Annotated in this window: 23 protein-coding genes; 13 read left to right on the top strand and 10 right to left on the bottom strand. The window is 55.6% G+C overall.

Annotated features, from left to right (window positions below):
• Positions 1–95: 95 nt before the first annotated feature.
• Positions 96–461, bottom strand: coding sequence for a DUF6124 family protein (locus tag ACQRBT_RS01445; RefSeq protein ID WP_412047198.1), 366 nt, complete (start codon positions 459–461; stop codon positions 96–98).
• Positions 462–1,057: 596 nt separating this feature from the next.
• Between ACQRBT_RS01445 and ACQRBT_RS01450 the strand changes: the two genes are divergently transcribed.
• The 3 genes from ACQRBT_RS01450 (at position 1,058) to ACQRBT_RS01460 (ending at position 3,810) form a co-directional block, all read left to right on the top strand.
• A complete protein-coding gene (locus tag ACQRBT_RS01450; RefSeq protein WP_412047199.1) occupies positions 1,058–2,005 on the top strand; it encodes a hypothetical protein in 948 nt (315 codons plus the stop codon).
• A gap of 360 nt (positions 2,006–2,365) precedes the next feature.
• Entirely contained in the window at positions 2,366–2,659 is a 294-nt protein-coding gene (locus ACQRBT_RS01455; protein WP_412047200.1) for a plasmid mobilization protein, read from the top strand.
• A complete protein-coding gene (locus ACQRBT_RS01460) occupies positions 2,656–3,810 on the top strand; it encodes a relaxase/mobilization nuclease domain-containing protein (RefSeq protein ID WP_412047201.1) in 1,155 nt (384 codons plus the stop codon). The genes ACQRBT_RS01455 and ACQRBT_RS01460 overlap by 4 nt, the downstream gene beginning before the upstream one ends.
• On the opposite strand, the gene ACQRBT_RS01465 is transcribed toward ACQRBT_RS01460, so the two are convergent.
• Positions 3,800–4,267 (bottom strand): hypothetical protein, encoded by a 468-nt coding sequence (locus ACQRBT_RS01465; RefSeq protein ID WP_412047202.1) that lies wholly within the window; start codon positions 4,265–4,267, stop codon positions 3,800–3,802. The genes ACQRBT_RS01460 and ACQRBT_RS01465 overlap by 11 nt on opposite strands.
• Positions 4,268–5,125: a hypothetical protein gene (locus ACQRBT_RS01470; protein WP_412047203.1), complete on the bottom strand. Its 858-nt coding sequence runs from the start codon at positions 5,123–5,125 to the stop codon at positions 4,268–4,270.
• Between the two features lie 97 nt (positions 5,126–5,222).
• On the opposite strand from ACQRBT_RS01470, the gene ACQRBT_RS01475 reads away from it, so the two are divergent.
• From ACQRBT_RS01475 to dusA, 4 genes are all read left to right on the top strand, one after another.
• The gene (locus tag ACQRBT_RS01475) at positions 5,223–5,513 is read left to right on the top strand and encodes a hypothetical protein (RefSeq protein WP_412047204.1); all 291 of its coding nucleotides are present in this window, start codon (positions 5,223–5,225) and stop codon (positions 5,511–5,513) included.
• Positions 5,514–5,921: 408 nt separating this feature from the next.
• Positions 5,922–6,164: a CopG family ribbon-helix-helix protein gene (locus tag ACQRBT_RS01480; protein WP_090372231.1), complete on the top strand. Its 243-nt coding sequence runs from the start codon at positions 5,922–5,924 to the stop codon at positions 6,162–6,164.
• Complete coding sequence (locus ACQRBT_RS01485) at positions 6,154–6,438, top strand: type II toxin-antitoxin system RelE/ParE family toxin (protein WP_412047205.1); 285 nt, start codon at positions 6,154–6,156, stop codon at positions 6,436–6,438. The genes ACQRBT_RS01480 and ACQRBT_RS01485 overlap by 11 nt, the downstream gene beginning before the upstream one ends.
• Before the next feature lie 82 nt (positions 6,439–6,520).
• On the top strand, positions 6,521–7,507 hold the full coding sequence (gene dusA / locus ACQRBT_RS01490; protein WP_412047206.1) for a tRNA dihydrouridine(20/20a) synthase DusA: 987 nt from the start codon (positions 6,521–6,523) through the stop codon (positions 7,505–7,507).
• Between the two features lie 109 nt (positions 7,508–7,616).
• Here dusA and ACQRBT_RS01495 read toward each other — a convergent pair whose 3' ends face one another.
• Complete coding sequence (locus ACQRBT_RS01495) at positions 7,617–8,357, bottom strand: hypothetical protein (protein WP_205344863.1); 741 nt, start codon at positions 8,355–8,357, stop codon at positions 7,617–7,619.
• Positions 8,358–8,767: 410 nt separating this feature from the next.
• Here ACQRBT_RS01495 and tal point away from each other — a divergent pair, with 410 nt between their 5' ends.
• The gene (tal, locus tag ACQRBT_RS01500; RefSeq protein WP_411984509.1) at positions 8,768–9,694 is read left to right on the top strand and encodes a transaldolase; all 927 of its coding nucleotides are present in this window, start codon (positions 8,768–8,770) and stop codon (positions 9,692–9,694) included.
• Between the two features lie 197 nt (positions 9,695–9,891).
• Here the strand turns inward: tal and rssC are convergent, their stop codons facing one another.
• Positions 9,892–10,374, bottom strand: a complete 483-nt coding sequence (gene rssC, locus ACQRBT_RS01505; RefSeq protein WP_010212025.1) for an anti-sigma factor antagonist RssC — start codon at positions 10,372–10,374, stop codon at positions 9,892–9,894.
• Positions 10,374–11,555, bottom strand: coding sequence for a two-component system response regulator RssB (gene rssB / locus ACQRBT_RS01510; RefSeq protein WP_060753168.1), 1,182 nt, complete (start codon positions 11,553–11,555; stop codon positions 10,374–10,376). The genes rssC and rssB overlap by 1 nt, the downstream gene beginning before the upstream one ends.
• Before the next feature lie 276 nt (positions 11,556–11,831).
• On the opposite strand from rssB, the gene ACQRBT_RS01515 reads away from it, so the two are divergent.
• Positions 11,832–12,128, top strand: a complete 297-nt coding sequence (locus tag ACQRBT_RS01515) for a PilZ domain-containing protein (protein WP_060753167.1) — start codon at positions 11,832–11,834, stop codon at positions 12,126–12,128.
• A gap of 62 nt (positions 12,129–12,190) precedes the next feature.
• Here the strand turns inward: ACQRBT_RS01515 and ACQRBT_RS01520 are convergent, their stop codons facing one another.
• Positions 12,191–12,829, bottom strand: a complete 639-nt coding sequence (locus tag ACQRBT_RS01520) for an MlaA family lipoprotein (protein ID WP_372241670.1) — start codon at positions 12,827–12,829, stop codon at positions 12,191–12,193.
• Between the two features lie 247 nt (positions 12,830–13,076).
• Here ACQRBT_RS01520 and ACQRBT_RS01525 point away from each other — a divergent pair, with 247 nt between their 5' ends.
• Together ACQRBT_RS01525 and ACQRBT_RS01530 are read left to right on the top strand one after the other, a co-directional pair.
• On the top strand, positions 13,077–13,685 hold the full coding sequence (locus tag ACQRBT_RS01525; RefSeq protein WP_412047207.1) for an HAD family phosphatase: 609 nt from the start codon (positions 13,077–13,079) through the stop codon (positions 13,683–13,685).
• A gap of 110 nt (positions 13,686–13,795) precedes the next feature.
• Complete coding sequence (locus ACQRBT_RS01530) at positions 13,796–14,062, top strand: DUF4404 family protein (protein WP_060753164.1); 267 nt, start codon at positions 13,796–13,798, stop codon at positions 14,060–14,062.
• 76 nt (positions 14,063–14,138) lie between these two features.
• On the opposite strand, the gene queF is transcribed toward ACQRBT_RS01530, so the two are convergent.
• Both queF and ACQRBT_RS01540 read right to left on the bottom strand, forming a co-directional pair.
• Positions 14,139–14,969, bottom strand: coding sequence for an NADPH-dependent 7-cyano-7-deazaguanine reductase QueF (gene queF / locus ACQRBT_RS01535; protein ID WP_412047208.1), 831 nt, complete (start codon positions 14,967–14,969; stop codon positions 14,139–14,141).
• A gap of 69 nt (positions 14,970–15,038) precedes the next feature.
• Complete coding sequence (locus ACQRBT_RS01540) at positions 15,039–15,560, bottom strand: cupredoxin domain-containing protein (protein ID WP_412047209.1); 522 nt, start codon at positions 15,558–15,560, stop codon at positions 15,039–15,041.
• A 156-nt stretch (positions 15,561–15,716) separates the two neighbouring features.
• On the opposite strand from ACQRBT_RS01540, the gene ACQRBT_RS01545 reads away from it, so the two are divergent.
• Together ACQRBT_RS01545 and ACQRBT_RS01550 are read left to right on the top strand one after the other, a co-directional pair.
• Positions 15,717–16,397: a heavy metal response regulator transcription factor gene (locus ACQRBT_RS01545; RefSeq protein ID WP_090366148.1), complete on the top strand. Its 681-nt coding sequence runs from the start codon at positions 15,717–15,719 to the stop codon at positions 16,395–16,397.
• The gene (locus tag ACQRBT_RS01550) at positions 16,394–17,740 is read left to right on the top strand and encodes a heavy metal sensor histidine kinase (RefSeq protein WP_060753160.1); all 1,347 of its coding nucleotides are present in this window, start codon (positions 16,394–16,396) and stop codon (positions 17,738–17,740) included. Before ACQRBT_RS01545 ends, ACQRBT_RS01550 begins: the two co-directional genes overlap by 4 nt.
• A gap of 105 nt (positions 17,741–17,845) precedes the next feature.
• Here the strand turns inward: ACQRBT_RS01550 and ACQRBT_RS01555 are convergent, their stop codons facing one another.
• Positions 17,846–19,090, bottom strand: coding sequence for a lipoprotein-releasing ABC transporter permease subunit (locus tag ACQRBT_RS01555; protein ID WP_060753159.1), 1,245 nt, complete (start codon positions 19,088–19,090; stop codon positions 17,846–17,848).
• Positions 19,091–19,106 lie beyond the last annotated feature (16 nt).

Genomic DNA, 19,106 nt, shown 5'->3' on the forward strand with positions numbered 1-19,106 from the left:
TTGAAGAGGATCGTAGACCTCAAGGACACAGGGAATGATGAAGGGGCAGACCGGATTCAGGCTGCCGCCTTGGGATAAGGCGGCGGGACGGGTTGTCAGGCGGTGGCCTTGCTGGCGGCAGGAGCAGCTTGCTCCTGGGCTCGGTCAACGAGTAATGCGCTCAGGTCGATAAGTTGCTGGATGCCCAGGACGATGGCGCGGTGGGGGTCCTCGAGATCGAAGGCCAGGGTGGCGGCCATTTGGTTGGCGGATTCGAGGTTTTCGGAGGCGTTGGCCAAGAGAGTTTCGGTGTCGATGTTGGGGCTAACGCGGAATAGGTTGCCGGGTGCTTGGTCGGCGGAAGCAGCGTTGTCAGATGGCGGCAGGTAATGATGAATGGCGCGCTGAGCAGCTGTGTGCAGCTTGGTATCGACGGGCGCAGTGTTTTGATCGATATAAGGATTGCGAGATTTGTTGAGCATGGGCGAAGCTCCAAATATTTTCGGGAGTTAAAACGCCTTAGCAATACGGACTTCCACCTCCGGCCGCTGGCTTTGCAGTGGCTTGAAGAGGTTAGCTAAGGGAGGTCTGAGGGGCGAGCTGAGAAAATCGTGGGAAATTTCCTAGATTATTTTGGGCTGACCACTAGATCATTCCGCCGCTCCGATGATGGATTGGATCACCAAAGCCTGAATTCATTGGCGCTTATTGTGATCGTGTGCACTCTGTGTGCAGACATCGATACCGCCCTCCTACCCTGACAGCGAAAATATTGGACAGACCGATTGGACTCCACTGTGATCTCTGACCTTCCGATCCTGGCATTACCGACTAGCATTACCTGCCTTTCCACTATCGCCGGGGTGAGCAGCGACGTAAATCTATGGTATGAATAATGGCACTCTGACCACTCTAGGCATCAGGAAGAAGCCATGCTATTAAACTTAGCGCCCTATTTAAGTAGCTTGTACATATCTATGACTTATTGGGAATGGTGCCTTCTATACGCCTCGAATTCAGGATCAGGGTGTGAACCAGCTCTCCAACCAATATTTATATACAGGGATGCAGATACAATATGACTTTAATTATCGCAGGATATGAACACACAAAATCATTTGACTTCACGCAATATTCGGATGACAAAAATTCAACATATATCCCTGAGATGGAAGCAGGTGGACTTTTTGTTATTGCTGATAGCGCCATCACGAACCCCTCGAATGGCCGGACGATTCTCAATGGCTTCAGAAAAACTCACATCGTTGAAGTGAAACTATGGAAGCCGTACTTTATGCCAGACGGATCGTTCAGAGACTACAAAGAGGTCTACGAAACAAACAACACGTTTGTAAGCTTTGCCGGTAGCACTCTGACAGCGCAACACATCATAAATAGCATAACGACTCACCTGCAAAGCCTTAGAATAAGTTTCAAGCGTCATGAGCAAGATCGTTCTATTATCTACACTGCAATCAGACACTGCCAACCTAACCCTCTAAACAGCCCAAATCAGGTGTCGTACTGGGACGATGATACATTTCTGAACAAAGATTTCGAGGGTCTGCTCACTGGCGAGTTAATTGCTGACACTATCGAATACTCAATGAATGACGCCTTGAAGTCTGCCTCCAAGTACAAGCTCGACATTGAAGAATTTCAGGCAATGCATACCGAAATCGTGGCGGGCGTATGGTGTCCTGTGCGGAAGCGTCATGAGCTATATGTTTACCGCATGAACAGCAAGCGCGATCAAAATGGTGTTCTAATACCCTATACCGAAAAATCATTAGTACCCACCAATGAAGTAGTCGTATTGGGAATGAGGAAAGAATTTGAGGCAGATGCAAAACTGAGGTTTTCAAACTCTATATCTTCATTCGTTTCGCCCTCAAACACCATGCTAGATTTTCTGCGAGAAGCAATCCGATCCGTCGAAGCTCAAGGTAAAAAAGGAATTGCGTTTCCGGTATCGATGACAACAATGGATCGCTACACAACGTCAAAAAGCGTTTATCCAGAATAACCAAAAGAGCCTGTCAACGTCCTCGCACACGCAACTAGCGAAATCGCAATAGCCCAATGTGATTTCGCTAGCCCCTTATGCAAGATAGCACTTGCCGAGTGCGAATTCGCTTTCCCTGTTTGCGTTTTAGCACTCCCATACTGCGATTTCGCATTCACACCTTGCGAAAGTTTAGCTATACAAATAAATAAAAATAAATAGCAAAATCACTGTACTCACCTAAAGCTCCATTTGCATAATAAGTCTAGAGCTTGTAGATAGCCAGTTGTGTCTGTGCCAGACAATTAAGATTAGATACTCACATCCCTTCGGGTGTTGCGTTGATAGGCTCGATAACTAGAATAATAAAGGTGGGTCAAGATGAAAACTATTGAGAGACAAAACAAAGAATCACGCATTACTCTGCGCCTGAATAAAATCGAGCTCGACACCCTGAATACCAAGATGGCTGAGGCAGGCTACAAGTCCGCAGGCGCATTTATCAGAGACTTCGTTGCTAACGGCCAAGTGAAGCCTAAAGTCGGTCAGGACGTTGTTCAGATCGCCCGCGAGCTGATGAACCTTGCATCGATGATCAACGCTGATCGACCTGGCTGCGAATTGCTTGAAAAGGTGAAATTCATCGCTCAGGTAAACCTTGGGGGTGTTCGATGATAGGCAAGATTTTCCCCAAGTCCTCAGGGTCTTTCAAAGGCCGCATTAGGTACATCTTCGGCTGCACAAAGCACGACCACGAGATCAGCGGCATCCGGACGATCAGCCACAACACAATGAGCAAAGACCCCCTGCCGGGCGTGCTACAGGGCAACGAAGCAGACCTGTCGGAGATGATTAAAGAGTTCGACCAAGTCGAGACACTCCGTCGCTTCTCTATCGACTCCGACAAGCCCATCAAGCCGGTCTTTCACGCCATGCTGTCCCTGAGTCCAGGAGAGTCCCTGACGACCCCTCAGTGGCGCACAGCAGTCCAGATCTACCTGTCAGACCTTGGCTTCGATGAAACCACTCAGTTCGTTGCGGTGATGCACCAGGATAAGGAACATCAGCACGTCCACATCGTTGCCAACCGCATCCGCCTCAAAGATGACTTTTCGATGGTCAAAGACAGCAACGAACGCTCGATCAGCCTGGAGTCTGTTTCTGGAATCGAAGACCGCTTCAATCTGAGCAAAGCTCCGAAGCCGAAAGACACCTGGGGCGTCTCGATCACCCACGCTGAGCTTCAGGCCTCGATCCGAGACAACGATTTACCGCTCAAGCACAAGATGATTGCAAAGATTGCCGGTGCTATCGAAGCCACAAACGCCCAGGACGGTGACATGTTCGACTTCGTCATGGCCCTGAGAAAGCAGAAGGTATACATCAACCTCACGCTCAACGACGACGGCCAGCCCAAGGGGATCAGCTTTGAATTTGACGGCAAACATATAAGCGGCAGGCAGCTCAAGCGCTCTAGGTTGACTTGGCACAAACTAACCACACAAGAGGGAATTCACTATGATCCAGAAACCATTCATCAACTTCAGGACGAAATTGCAAGAAGAGATAGCGAGGAACAGGAAAGAGCTAGAATCTACTACTACGAATTCATCGCAGTCAGTGGGCGCAGAAGAAAGCCCGTCTACGTTAGGTTCACAGCTAAAGACTACGAAGTTCAGAAACTGATTCAGGAGATTCTTGAGTTGCTTGATGCGATATTTGATGCTCTGTTCAAGCCGAAAGAATGCAGGCTGAAGCGCAACTACATTGAGTTTATTCCAGGCACCCCATTCAATGTCGCAGATGAGTATGAACTCACACCCTGAGATACTTCTTGTAGTAATGCATTAACAGCCTGGCGTCGAGCAACGCATGATGTGGAAGCTCTGGCGCATTGTCTACATGAACACCTTTCTCGTTGTACACGTCGATAAGGTTGACTGGCGTATTCGACACATTATTGGGCCATTTGCCTTGGTGGTAGGCCATAGAGCAGAAAAACTCCCAGTCCCAAACTGGTGCATCTGACATGATATCAACGCTATCGAACTTTTCCAGAAAGCCCAATAGCCTATTACGTGCATCGTCCGTAGACATTGAGTCTTGGTCGCCGGTCAATTTCGGTAGCACCCGCTCAATAACAAATTCACTGCAATCCGAAATTGTATAGTTATCATTTAATTCGAAATACAGCTCGCGCCTATCTTCGGCAACGAGCGCCATTGAGATTAATTTCGAATCAGGATTTAGCTGTGTGAACTCACAATCGACTACTACCCTCACTTACGCCTCCCTGGCTACCTGTATGCCCTCATAATCATCAATATAATGAGCTAGGCCATATGGAATATGCTTTTCCACTTCGGACTTTGCAAGATTATATTTCTTTGAGCTCTCTTCTATTTTGGCATCAAGGCTGCGAACCTTCGATATAATTTTCTTTAACCTCTTCAGTTTGGACTCCAGGTCTCTATAGAGCGCTCCCTTTTCAACAAGTAGATGTAGCTTCCCTGGCGCCACCTCAAATCTGACGTGAGTAGATAGCTTCTCCCGCTCTTCGTACGTCGCAAAAAGGCCATCGTAGCTAGTGAAGTAGTTATATACGTTAATTTGACGCTCGGCCTGCGAAACAAGCTCTTCGCTGCAGTATTTCCAGACCTTCCTACGCAACATGCAGGCCCGATCAGTATCAATGGAGCCCTGTAACTTCGAGGCCTCTTCATTCAGTTCATCGATTTTCTTAGAAACCAACTCTGCTGGCTGCGGAAAAACTGTAAATGGTCGGGTCGGCATCCCATCAATAAGCACTTGAGGATGCTTGTCAGTTAATAGATCCCAGAAAACTAAAGACTTGAAATCAATTGAAAGAACAAGGTTCGCCATGCTTTGGAAAGACTTGCTGTATTCATCGCTGTTTTTTTCATGGTCTCTAACTGTTTTTTCAAAAGCTTCAGACGCCGTCCTGGCTGGCAAGGTATCAATACCAGCGGCAAGGTATGCTAGTGCATGAGAGCGCTGTGTATCTTTAGAGTTTCTGGATGCATCTAGATACAAATCATAGACTGCTTGCCTTCCATGCTCGGCGATGAGAGCTGAGACATGAAACGGCAAATGTGAAAACTCTGTATTACCCCATTCCATAAGCTAACACTCTAAGGTTTTCAGCATTTTACCAGCGTAATCATTTGCTGGCAAACCAGGCAGGCGGTACAATTCAGGGTAATTAAAAGGAGTTTATATGTCTCGTTGTGCCCTTATATACGATGCGTATGTTTTGCACAAAGCCAATGCCATTGATGTGACTGGTCTAACTTACGGTATTGTTGATGATAAGGAATATGACGGTGAACTTTATCAGATCTTTCATTTACGGAAAGCCTGGATTGACGACATGGGTATCGGCGTAAAGGATATACAAGGGCACGAGTTCATGATCTTGAGTTTTGACGACAAACCTGGTGCCCTGTTTGACTCTATCCATGCGTTGCTTGCGCTGAGCTTCTTGCACGAGAGACCTACCCATGCATGAACAGTGGACTTTTCACGACGCTGTGTTCGCGTATTGGCGTGGTGGCATCACAGTGTTTGGCTTCGCTTACAAAACGGCTGACGGCATTGAGAGTGGTACTGGCTATCACACAAAGGTCGCCAGGGCGTGGCTGGATGATGCCACTCTGCATTTCGAGGGTACTGACGGTCGAGCGTATCAAGGGATATCGGGGTCAGACCACGATATCCAATACAGTGAAAACCTAGAGTTCCTCGTCTTTTTCAAAACGGTAAGAAAAGTGCCATGGTCCGACAACAATACTCAGCTTCAAGAATATAGAAGAAAAGCAACGAATCACTTCCAAATACACCTCGCGACGACCTGCCGACTCAAGCTCGCGCTCCAAGGTGTAAGATGCCCCAACAATCGTCCATCATCGAGACCGCCATGACTGGGATATCCCTAAATCTGCCGGAAGACCTGTCCAACTCTCTCGCCGACCTGGCCAAAACCAACGGCCAGACTGCGACCTACCTCGCGATGGACGTTCTTCGCGACTATATTGAGCACGAAAAAACGCTGACCGCTCAGATCGAGCTGGCGGTAAAAGACGCCGACGAAGGCAAATTCGCCACCGATGACCAAGTGGCGGCGATGCGCGCTAGGCGCTGGAGCCGGAATGCGGGTTGAGTGGCTTGAAAAAGCACTCAAAAATCTGGAAGACGAGGCAAACTACATTGCTCTCGAAAATCCAAAAGCCGCTGACGACTTCTCTGACGCTATTTTCGCCAGCGTCGACAAACTGGCTCAGTTTCCCTCCATGGGACGCGAAGGTCGGGTTAAATACACCCCTGAATGGGCAGTGCCCAACTGGTCTTATCTGACCCCGTATCGAGTGAGGGGTGATCGACTGCAGATCCTGGGCATATTCCACACACGACAACGTCAGCGTTCGAAATGGTAGTGCGCGCAAAACTCGCCTCCCCGGCACCCCAGCCCCATCCCTGATAAACTGCGCCCCATTCGCCTCGCTGACTCAGATTCCCATGCATCTACAAACCGCCCCCCTCTCCCGCCGCTTCTCCGTCGCCCCCATGATGGATTGGACCGACCGACACTGTCGTTACTTCCTGCGCCTGCTCTCCAAGCACGCCCTGCTCTACACCGAGATGGTCACCACCGGGGCGATCCTCCACGGCGATCATGAGCGCTTTTTGCGTCACGACGAAGCCGAGCACCCGCTTGCCCTCCAGTTGGGCGGCAGCGTCCCGGCCGATCTGGCGGCGTGCGCGCGCATGGCTGAGGCGGCCGGTTACGATGAGGTGAACTTGAACGTCGGTTGCCCTAGCGACCGCGTTCAGAACAACATGATTGGCGCGATCCTGATGGCGCATCCGGCGTTGGTGGCCGAGTGTGTCAAGGCGATGCGCGATGCGGTGTCGATTCCGGTGACGGTGAAACATCGTATCGGGATCAATGGGCGCGACAGTTATGCCCAGTTGTGTGATTTCGTCGGGACGGTGAGGGATGCGGGCTGCACCAGTTTTACGGTGCATGCGCGGATTGCGATTCTGGAGGGGTTGTCACCCAAGGAGAACCGCGACATTCCGCCGTTGCGCTATGACGTGGCGGCGCAGTTGAAGCGGGACTTCCCGGAGCTGGAGATCAATCTCAACGGCGGCATCAAGACACTGGAGCAGTGCCGGGAGCATTTGCAGACGTTTGATGGGGTGATGCTGGGGCGCGAGGCCTATCACAATCCGTATTTGCTGGCCGAGGTGGATCAGCAGTTGTTTGGCAGTGAGGCGCCGGTGATCAGCCGGGCCGAGGCGCTGGCGCAGTTGCGGCCTTATATTGCTGAGCATTTGGCCAGTGGCGGGACGATGCATCATATTACGCGGCATGTGCTGGGGTTGGGCACCGGGTTCCCGGGGGCGCGCAAGTTCAGGCAGTTATTGTCGGTGGATATTCATAAGGCGGCTGACCCGCTGGCTTTGTTGGATCAGGCTGGGGAGTTGCTGGAAGGGCGGTGAGTGTCAGTTGGGGATTGGGTGGTTGAGTTGCGCCATCGGGAGCAAGCCCCCTCCCACACTGTGCAAGGGCTCGGCTTCAGCTGCGGGCCCTTGCTATAGCGTTAAACTTTTACGGCACTGTTCCGTTGGGTACAGTTATCCATTTTCCGGTATTGCGGTCATATCGCTTCCAATCACTCTCCGTTCTAAGTTTTCGATATAGCGTATTGAATGTCGTACCGCCCAGAATTTGGACTTGAACTTCACCGCCTGCGGTTTTGCAGTTAACCAGCCCTAGAATGGGCGAGTCTGGATTCACTTGGAGTGCATACACCGCTTCTCCAAAGGTTCCGGTGGTGGCGTAGTCCAGTGCAAAACTTACAAACTGGCTTTGCGGGGTGTCGCTCGATTGCAGTGCGAGCAGTCGCATTGTCGTGTAGGTGGCACTGCTAAAACCCGGCTGGTGAAGGTCCGGTCCGTCAATTGCCCAATACTCCTTGGGCGTCCCCCCTCGCTTGACGAACTTCTCCAGGTCATTCTGGGCCTTGGCGTAGATCACGCCCTCCTTGAGCTTCTGGACATGCCAGTTGTTGGTGTCTGCGTTTTCATACGCGCGATACACCCAGGTGGCAGGCGCCGTCACTCTGGAATCGGTGATCTTGCCTCCGTAGGTCGAGGTCAGTTCATTTTCCTTTTCAAGGGTGCGGCTCCCTATCGGTTTACCGGCCTTGGCAGTGTCGATGATTGCGCGCATTTCCTGGGTATCGTAACAACCGGCACTGAGTGCCTGCTGCACCGTTACCTCGGCAAATGCTGCGGTGGAACATATAAAACCCATGGCAGCGAATAGCGTTGATATATTCCGTTTCATTACATCTCTCCTTTGTTTCGCAACTAACTAACAAACAGGTTTAATGAACAGGCACACGCACTTCGCCGCTAACGGTGATATCACAAGAATTTTTATCGGCTTACTTTGGCGTTTGCCAGTCAGGTATAGCACAGGTAGAAAAAGCAACAATCAACGTCAATAAAAATAAAGTTTTCACAACTTCAAAACATGCATATTCCCCATAGCAATAGCTTAATGACAAGGGAGCGACTCACATAAAATCCAGTTGAACCTCCCCTCGATTTTGGCCTCCTATTGAGCAGCAGAGCCGAGGATTCAAACGGCTGTTTTCAGGTTATCGCCCTCGCAAACGCTCGAACGCGTTTGCGCCCTTGAGCGCCTGCCGGTGCTCGGGTAATGTCATCAGACCCATAGGACAGAGCACGCCCATGACTTCCAAGCTGGAACAACTCAAGCAATTCACCACTGTCGTTGCCGATACCGGCGATTTTTCGACACTCGCCAAGCTCAAGCCACAGGACGCCACCACCAACCCTTCCCTGCTGCTCAAGGCCGCATCGATTTCAGGCTATGCCACGCTGCTGGACGAGTGCGTGAAGGACTGCAATGGCGATGTGGGCCTGGCCAGCGACCGTTTTGCGGTGGCAGTGGGTCAAGAGATCCTCAAAGTCGTGCCGGGCCGTATTTCCACCGAGGTGGATGCGCGCCTGTCGTTCGACGAAGACGCCATTCTCAAGCGTGCGCACCGTCTGATCGACCTGTATGAAAAAGCCGGGGTTGGTCGTGACCGTGTACTGATCAAGATCGCCTCTACTTGGGAAGGCATCCGCGCGGCAGAGAAGCTGGAAAAGGAAGGCATCCAGACCAACCTGACCCTGCTGTTCTCCTTCGCACAGGCCGTGGCCTGCGCCGAAGCCGGGGTATTCCTGATTTCACCGTTCGTGGGCCGTATCTACGACTGGTACAAGAAGGCCACCGGCAACGAATACACCGGCGCGGATGATCCGGGCGTACAGTCGGTGACGCGCATCTACAACTACTACAAGGCCAATGGCTATAAGACGGTAGTGATGGGTGCGAGCTTCCGTAACCTGAGCCAGATCGAGGAGTTGGCGGGGTGTGATCGCCTGACCATCAGCCCGGATCTGCTGGAGAAGCTGGCGGCCGATACCGGCAAGCTTGAGCGCAAGCTGTCGCCGGGGCATTCCGGTGAGGCACGTATCCATATGGACGAAAAGGCGTTCCGCTGGGCATCCAACGAAGACGCCATGGCGACTGAGAAGCTGGCGGAAGGTATTCGCCAGTTTGCTCGCGACCAGGAGAAGCTGGAAGCGTTGTTGTCGGCCAAGCTGTAAGACAGACGGCAGCAAAAAGGGCGGCACCTGTGAGGGTGCCGCCCTTTTTTGTGTTCGCCAATCTCAAACCGACCTCAGTCCAACGGTGGGAGGGGGCTTGCTCCCGATGGCGGTGGGTCAGTTATGAATTCAGTGGCTGACACACTGCAATCGGGAGCAAGCCCCCTCCCACAGTTGGATAGGGTTTCAACTGGCGATCAGTGACGTTCGAGGGCGTTGACGAGGTCGTGGAAGGCTTCGCGGTTGGACTCGTTCAAGCCCATCAGGATCTTGTGTGCTTCGAGCACCTTGACCCGTACGATTTCTTCGGACTGGTCTTGCGAAGGCAAGTCGGTCAGGCACTCAGGGCACGGGATCGGGCGGTCAACGATGTTGAACACCTGGTCGAAGCCCATGGACTGCAGCAGACGGGTGATGTCTTCGTGGGTGGTGACCACAGTCGGCAACAGGCCGACCTTCTGCCGAGACAGAATGGACAACTTGGCCAGCAGGCCCAGGGTGGTGCTATCGATGCTGCGGGTTTCGGTCAGATCGATCACGATCGCCGAGAAGTTCAGCGCTGTGAAGATCCGCTCAATCGTCGCATCCAGCGCCGAACACAAGGTCAGGCGCACTTCACCGACAAATTTCAGGACGAATGTCCCGTCTTGCTCGGCGAATTGGATTCTTCCGGTACTCATCAAAGATTCCTGCTCAACACCAATAGGGCGATATCATCCGGCATCTCCCCTAGCGTGGCCAATCCAAACACTTGCCGCAGGCCATCCAGGCTGCCGCCCGCCGACTTGACCTTTTGGGGCAAGGCGGCTTCTTTCTCCTTGAGTGTAGGCTCTGGAAGCAGGTCCAGGATACCGTCGGACATCAGCGTGAGGCTGAAGGTCGGCGGCAGTTCCAGGATGTGGTCTTCGTAGGTGGCTTCATTGAACAAGCCTACGGGCAGACCACGCCCTTCCAGGTAACGCACACTGTCGGGAGTGTATAAAACAGGCATCGGCAGGTGACCGCCAATACTGTAGGTCAGAAGACCGGTTTCTTCGTCAATCACGCCGCCGACCATCGTCACGTGCTTGCCCAGCTTGCAGCTGATCAGGCCTCGGTTGATGTGGCCCAGCACCTCGGAGGGGGTGAACTCCGGCAAGGTGCCATTGCGCTTGGATTCAAACAACAACCGCGTGGTCATGAACTTCAACAACACGGTGACAAAAGCCGATGAAGCGCCATGGCCGGAAACGTCGGCCAGGTAGAACGCCACACGTCGCTCATCCACACGGAAGTAGTCGACAAAATCACCCGACAGGTACAACGACGGGATGATCTGATGGGCGAACTTGAACTCGTCGATGGTCCACGGGCTGACCGGCAGCATGTTCATCTGCACCTGGCGACCGGCGTTCTGGTCTTCCTGAAGCAGGTTGAGGCTGGCCTCGAGCTCGCGGTTGGCGGTTTCGAGCTTTTCGCGGTAGCGCTGGTTCTCGACCAGCAGGCGGGCACGGTCCAGCGCGCGGCGCACCGAGTGCTCCAGCACGGCGAGGTCTTCCAGGGGCTTGATCAGGTAATCGGCGGCGCCCAGGCGCAGGGCCTCCACGGCATCGTTCATCACGCCGGCACCGGACACGACAATCACCGGCGTCTGCGGCGCAAGCTCGGTCACCTGGCGGATCAGCTCAAGGCCACCCATCTGGGGCATGCGCAGGTCGCAGATCACGAGGTCGGGCTTGTCGCGCTCGAACACCTGGAGACCCTGTTGGCCGTTACCGGCCTGCAGGACGCTGAAGCCACTGTCTTCCAAATAGGCCGCGAGGCTCGCGCGCACTACTTCGTCGTCATCGATTATCAGCAGCGTGGCACTGGTTTTTTGCATGTGGGCAAACGGCGCCAGAATTAGGTTGGCGTAGGTGGCTCGACAATGGCCGAGCTCACGTACTGGATTCGCTTTCTAGCCTCTCTGTCCTACAAAGCATAGGCAATTAGCCCACGCACAACTGTAATGCAGAGGTGCCCTTCTAAGGCGCAGACGGTACTCCCATCCGTCAGGGGTTTCAAGCTCATGCCGATGGTCGCCGGGCGTCTTTACACCGCAAATCACCGGGAGTTATAAGAACAGCCAACACCACAACACAAAGTAAGGATGGAACCCATGAGCGAACACGAGCGCGACTACGCCGAAAAACGCGATTTCATCCGCATGCGGGTGGATGCCGATGTGTCGTTGATACACGCCGGGCAGGAGATTGCCGGGGTATGCCTGGACCTTTCCAGCTCCGGCATGCAGGTGCAGGCCCCTCGCCAGTTCAACGTGGGTGACCAACTGACCGTGCGCATCGATTCAGAGCACGCGGCTCTCAAGGGGCTAGAGGCGGACACCGAGGTGGTATGGACCAAGGCCATGGGGGAGGAGCAGCATTTGGGCCTCAGAATCTTGAAAATGCGCTGAATACCGCTCATAAAAAAGGCGACCACTGAGGGTCGCCTTTTTCCATTTCAAAATGTCACGACTTAAAAGTCGTCGACGACCTTGCCGTCCTTGACCTTGAACTCGCGGTTCTGCAGGTAAGCGTTACGGATGAAGGTGTATTTGTCGCCGGTGATCAACTTCTCGCTGTCGAGCAAGCTTGCACGGGTATCAACCACGTTCAGGCCGAAGGTGCTGTTGCGCCAGCCGATATCGTTCATGTAGCGATACGGTTGAGTGTAGGTGTCCACGTACTTGGACGGCGCATCACGCAAGGTGCTCGGGCCCAGCAACGGCAGCATCACGTAAGGGCCGCTGCCCACGCCCCAGTAGCCGAGGGTCTGGCCGAAGTCTTCGTCGTTACGGTGCAGCCCCATTTTGGTGCCGACATCAATAAAGCCCAGCACGCCGAATGTGGTGTTCACCAGCAGGCGCGCGGTGTCGACGCCGGCCGCATGCGGTTTGAGCTGCAACACGTCGTTGGCAAAGTTGCCCACGTCGCCGATGTTGCGGAAGAAGTTATGGACGCCCGTCTGCACAAACTGCGGGGTGACAAACTGATAACCCTGGGCCAATGGCTTGAGCGCGTAGGTATCAACGGTGTCGTTGAAGGTGAAGATTGGGCGGTTGACGCTTTCCCATGGATCGTCTTCGGACGCAGCCTGGGCGGCGAACGGGGCCATTAAAATAGTGGCACACACAGATAGCTGAGCGAAATATTGGCTCCAGCGCATAGCTTTGGCTCCTTGAATAGTCTGTCATGGGCGCTATGCCCTGAAGAAGATCGTCAGTATATGACGGAAGTATCAATTTAGGCAGCTAGTAGGAAATGTCATATGGAAAACGAACAAAATTCCTACAATCTCCTGTCAGTGTCATCTGCTTGTCATCGCGCCTCGCTAGCGTCACAGCTATTTCAGGGATGTCGAAATGCCTCACGCCGAAATTGCCGTCGCCAGCGCCCCCGCCTTGACTGCTGTCCTATTCGGCCTGAGTGGCTGCCTGGTGGATTTCGGTTCCCAGGCACGCACCGATTCGTCCTCTCCCGACTCCCAGGCCACCCCGGGCGCCCTGAAGATCCTGCGCAGCCTCAAGGATCAGGGCGTGCCTTGCGCCTGGCTGGATGAGCTGCCCCCGGCAGTGACTCAGCCACTGGCTTCCGGATTGCCCAGTTGGTTGAAGGCAACACCTCCCTCCTCCATCCGCTGGCCTGCGCCGCATGCGTGCTGGCAAGCCTTGATGGAACTCAACATCGAACGCCTGGACGGCTGCGTGCTGGTCAGCGGTGAACCACGCCTGCTGCAGTCGGGGCTCAATGCCGGGCTGTGGACCATCGGCTTGGCCTCCTGTGGCTCACTCTGCGGCTTGGCGCCCGAGCAATGGCAGGCTCTTACCGAGCAACAGCGCGAGCACAAGCGCGCCAAAGCCACGGTAGCGCTGTATGGGCTCGGCGTGCACTCGGTGATCGATCACCTGGGCGAACTCGGCACTTGCCTGGCAGACATCAGCCGGCGCCGGCTCAAAGGCGAAAAGCCCTGATCGAGATCATGCACAGTCGGCGCCGGTGGATTAATCTACAGGTCAGCCCGTAGACCTTTCTCGGCGTGCCGCGGTCTATGCCAGTGCCTATCGATAAAAGGAAAAAAGTCATGCCTGATCGCAAAAAACTGGAAGAACAGGTCGAAATCCTGCGCGGGCAACTGGAACAGGAACCGCCGCTGTCGCTGGAAAAACGTGAAGCACTGGAAGAGCTGATTGCCCGATTCGAAGTGCAACTTGAATTGGAACCGGCGACGCAGACACCCAGCATTGCTGACGATGTAAACCGGGCGCTGGAAGGTTTTGAACTGGATCATCCAGGCATTGCCGGGACACTGCGCAATATCGTGATCACCTTGGGCAACATCGGGATCTGATATCCCCGTCAGCCAAGCGCAGATCCAATGTGAGAGGGGCAAACTCCCCTCTCACACTTGAGAACCTGGGTGCAGGCTACTGACGAGCCAGGCGCACGTTCTGGAACGTCACATTCTCGGTGCTGCGATACGGGTTGATATCCAACCCGCCACGGCGCACATACCGCGCATACACCGTCAACTTCTCCGGCTTGAGCAGGCGCTGCAGGTCCAGGAAGATGCGCTCCACACACTGCTCATGGAAGTCCGAGTGCTGGCGAAAGCTCACGATGTATTCCAGCAGGCTGGCGTGATCCAGCGCCGAACCCCGGTACTCCACCACTACGCTGCCCCAATCGGGCTGGCTGGTGACCGGGCAATTGGATTTGAGCAAGTGGCTGTGCACGCTCTCTTCGACGATGCGCGAATCGTCGCAGCGCAGCAATTCGGGGCGCGGATGCTCGTAGTTGCTGACACGGATATCCAAGCCGTCGATACACACGCCCGGCAAGGCCATCACGCCCTCGGCCTCAATCTCGGCCAGGCTGCGGATGCGTACCGTCACCGGCTTGCCGGCGGCGGCGCTGAGGTCATTGCGCAGCGTCGCTTCCAGGCCCTGGATGTCGGCAAAGGCGGTCTGGTTCAGCGAGTTGAGGTACAGCTTGAAGGACTTGGACTCGATGATGTTCGGCGAGTCGGCCGGGATGCTGAACTCACCGATGGCCACCACCGGCTTGCCCGACGGCAACAGCCAGGACAATTCGAAGCAGTTCCAGAAATCCACGCCCTTGTAAGGCAGGGTCTCGGCACTCAGGCCAAGCTCGGCCCATTTGGCGGCACGAGGGATCGGAAACAGCAACGACGGCGTGTAAGTGGAGATGTATTCACTGGACTTGCCCAGCGGCGAATGTTCGGCTGCGGGATGCATGGCGGAAACCTGGCTAAATAAACCGCGCCAGTCTATCAGCCTTTGCTCCCGCGCCTAAACGGCACCGGATCAATCGACGTTGAGCTTGCCGACCATACCCGCCTGGTAGTGCCCGGGAAGGTTGCACGCAAACTCCAGGCCGGTGGATTTACTGAACGTCCAAGTCAATTCGGCGGTTTTACCCGGCTCGACCAGCACGCTGTTGGGATCATCATGCTGCATGCCGGCCCCGTCACCATGCCCCATGGCACTGTGGTCCATCTTGCCCATGCCGGTAGCGGTGAGCATGCCGCTGGCCTGCATCTGTAACATTTCCTTCTGGTGCTCGGCATGCATTGCCGCATCGCCCAGGTTGAACTCGTGGAGCAACTGGCCTTTGTTGACGAGCACAAAACGCACCGTCTCACCGGCTTTTACGTCCAGTGACTTGGGCGCAAACGAAATGTCCTGCAGCACAACTTCCACGGTGCGCGTGGCTTTGCTCGCCGGTGCCGGCTGGCCAAATGCGAAGGTGTGGGCTGCATCGGCAGCCACATCGAAACTCAACGCCAACAAGCAACCCGCCAGGATCAGGGGTGTACGCAACGCCATGGTTCTTCTCCAAAAATGTGTGACTCGCTTGACCCGCACTCTAAGATTACGCCGCTGCCAGCTACCTGACTGCTAGATTACAACTTTGTCAGGTTGCGCCCTTCCCCCGGCGCCCACGGTATAAAGCCCGTCGAGCCCCGTTGCCAAGAGCTGCCCATGAAACTGCTGATCGTCGAAGACCAACCCAAGACCGGCCAATACCTGCGCCAGGGCTTGGCCGAAGCTGGCTTTACCACCGAGCTGGTGGCTGACGGCACCACGGGCCAGCACCTGGCACTGACCGGCGACTACGACTTGCTGATCCTCGATGTGATGCTGCCGGGCCGCGACGGCTGGCAGATCCTGCAAGCGGTGCGCAGCGCCGGCCTGGAGCTCCCGGTGTTGTTCCTGACCGCCCGCGATGCCGTGGAAGACCGCGTGCACGGCCTGGAACTGGGGGCCGACGACTATCTGGTCAAACCTTTCGCGTTTTCCGAACTGCTGGCCCGCGTACGCAGCCTGTTGCGCCGTGGCAGCAGCACCCCGCAGGAAACCGCACTGCAACTGGCTGACCTGCGCCTGGACTTGATTCGCCGCCGTGTCGAACGGGACGGCCAGCGTATCGACCTGACCGCCAAGGAATTCGCCCTGCTCGAACTGTTGCTGCGGCGCCAGGGCGAAGTGCTGCCCAAGACCTTGATCGCCTCCCAAGTGTGGGACATGAACTTCGACAGCGATACCAACATCATCGAAGTGGCCATCCGCCGGCTGCGCCTGAAAGTCGACGATCACTACGCCAACAAACTGATCCACACCGTGCGCGGCATGGGTTACGTGCTGGAGGAACGCGCCAATTGATCAAGCGTTTATCCCTGGCCAGCCGCCTGGCACTGTTGTTTGCCGCCTGCACGGCGGTGGTCTCGTTGCTGGCCGGCGTGCTGTTCAACCGTGCCAGCGAAGCGCACTTTCTTGAGCTGGACCAACAACAGCTCGACAACAAGCTGCTGGCCTTGCGTGCGACCTTGCAGGGTGTCGACTCGCCGCAGTCGTTCGCCCAACGCGAAGCACAACTGCGCGCCGAACTCCTTCACCAGCAGGACCTGACGCTGCGCATCAGCGCCGCCGGCCAGCGCTGGCTGGACAACGCGCCCAGCATTAGCCTGCCCGAGGCCCCCGGCTTGCACAGCCTGCAAAGTGCGGGCACCGAGTACCGGGTGTATAACGCGCCCCTGAGAGCAGGCCAGCCCGACTCGCCGCAACTGACCCTGATACTCGACATCACCCACCACCAGCACTTCCTGCAACGCATGCAACACCTGATCTGGCTCACCGTCGGGCTGTCGGCCCTGGCTACCGCCCTGCTCGGCGCATGGGCGGCACGCAGTGGGTTACGGCCATTGCGGCGCATGGGGGAAGTGGCCGCCGGCGTGTCCGCGCATTCGCTGACCCAGCGGCTGCCCCAGGAACAAATGCCGGTGGAACTGGCCGAACTGGCGCAGGCTTTCAACGCCATGCTTGGCCGCCTGGACGATGCCTTCCAACGCCTGTCAGCGTTCTCCGCCGACATCGCCCATGAACTGCGCACGCCCCTGTCCAACCTGTTGACCCAGACACAGGTGATCCTTACCCAACCGCGCCCGCTCGAGGACTATCGGGAGGCCCTGCACAGCAATCTGGAAGAGCTGCAATGGATGGCGCAGTTGGTGAATGACATGTTGTACCTGGCCAAGGCGGATCACGGTTTGCTGGTACCCAAGCGGGAAGCGTTGGCGTTGGCGGATGAAGTGGATGCGTTACTGGAGTTCTTCACCTTGCTGGCCGAAGACGCACAGATCAGCCTGGTTCGCGAGGGGACTGCCCAGACGACGGGTGATCGCGGGATGTTGCGCCGGGCACTGTCGAACCTGCTGGATAACGCGCTGCGCTTTACGCCTGCGGGGGGCGAAGTGCGTGTGCGTCTGCAGAACGGGGTGAGGCTTTGCGTGGAAAACACCGGTAAAGGTATTCCAGCGGCAGTGCTGCCGAGGTTGTTTGACCGGTTCTATCGCGCCGACCCGGCGCGCCGTGAAGGCAGTAGCGAGCATGCGGGGCTGGGACTGGCGATTACCCAGTCGATTGTGCGGGCGCATGGGGGGAGGATTTTCTGTGAATCCGAGGCGGGATGGACGCGGTTTGTGATTGAGTTGCCTGCCGGGATTTGATGCAAGATGGGCCGGCGCTATCGGGAGCAAGCCCCCTCCCACATTTGGATGTATTCACAAATCAAAATGTGGGAGGGGGCTTGCTCCCGATAGCGGTCTCGAACCCTACGAATATCTCAGCGCATGCGCCGGCTCGATCTTCGCCGCCCGATAAGCCGGGTACAACGTCGCCAAAAAGCTCAGCACAAACCCGGCCGTGCAAATCAGCAACACATCGCCGCCCTGCAGCTCCGAGGGCAGGTTGCTGACAAAATACACATCCGAGCTGAAGATATGCTGCCCGGTCACCCGCTCCAGCCAGCCCACCAGCTCACTCACGTTCAATGCCGCGATCACACCGAGCACGCCACCGATCAAGGTGCCGACGATGCCGATCACCGTGCCCTGCACCATGAAGATCGCCATGATCTGGCGTGGCGTGGCACCGATGGTGCGCAGGATCGCGATATCCGCGCCCTTGTCGTTCACGACCATGATCAGGGTGGCGATGATGTTGAACGCAGCGACGGCGACGATCATCAGCAACAGCAGGCCGATCATGGTCTTTTCCATCTTCATCGCGCTGAACAGGCTGCCCTGGGTGTGGGTCCAGTCATCGGCCTTGTAGGCGGCGCCCAGGCTGGCGGCGATATCCTCTGAGACCTTGGGCGCTGCGTACAGGTCTTTCACCGCCAGGCGCACGCTTTGCACCTGGTTCGGCTGCCAATGCTGTATCTCTGCCGCGTCAGCCATGTGGATCAAGGCCATGGAGCCATCCAGCTCGGCGCCGACCTTGAAGATACCGACCACGTTCAAACGCTGCATGCGCGGCGTGATGCCCCCCGGTGCAGTGCTGACTTCCGGCACGATCAGGGTCAGCTTGTCACCCACGTTCAGGCGAAAACGCCGTGCGGTGATTTCGCCTACCACCACACCGAACTCGCCTGGCTTGAGGTCATCCAGTTTGCCGCGCACGATGTGCTGGGCCACGATGGATACCTTGCCTTCCTGGGCCGGGTCGACGCCGCTGATCTCGATCGGCTGCATCGCACCTTTGTAGGAGAACATGCCGTCCATCTGCGTGAACGGCACGGCCGCCGTGACTTCAGGGTTCTTCATGGCGGCCGCAGCCACCGGCTGCCAGTCATTGATCGGGTTCACGCCGACGATGGTGGCGTGGGGCACCATGCCGAGGATGCGCGAACTCATTTCGCGCTGGAAGCCGTTCATCACCGACAGCACCACGATCATCGCCAATACGCCCAGGGCGAGACCGATCATCGAGGTCATCGAGATAAACGAAACAAAACGGTTGCGGCGCTTGGCGCGGGTATAGCGCGTGCCGATGAAAATCGATAACGGTCTGAACATTCGCGGGCACCGTTGA

Source organism: Pseudomonas sp. R19M (assembly GCF_050312585.1).
Lineage (GTDB): Bacteria > Pseudomonadota > Gammaproteobacteria > Pseudomonadales > Pseudomonadaceae > Aquipseudomonas > Aquipseudomonas palleroniana.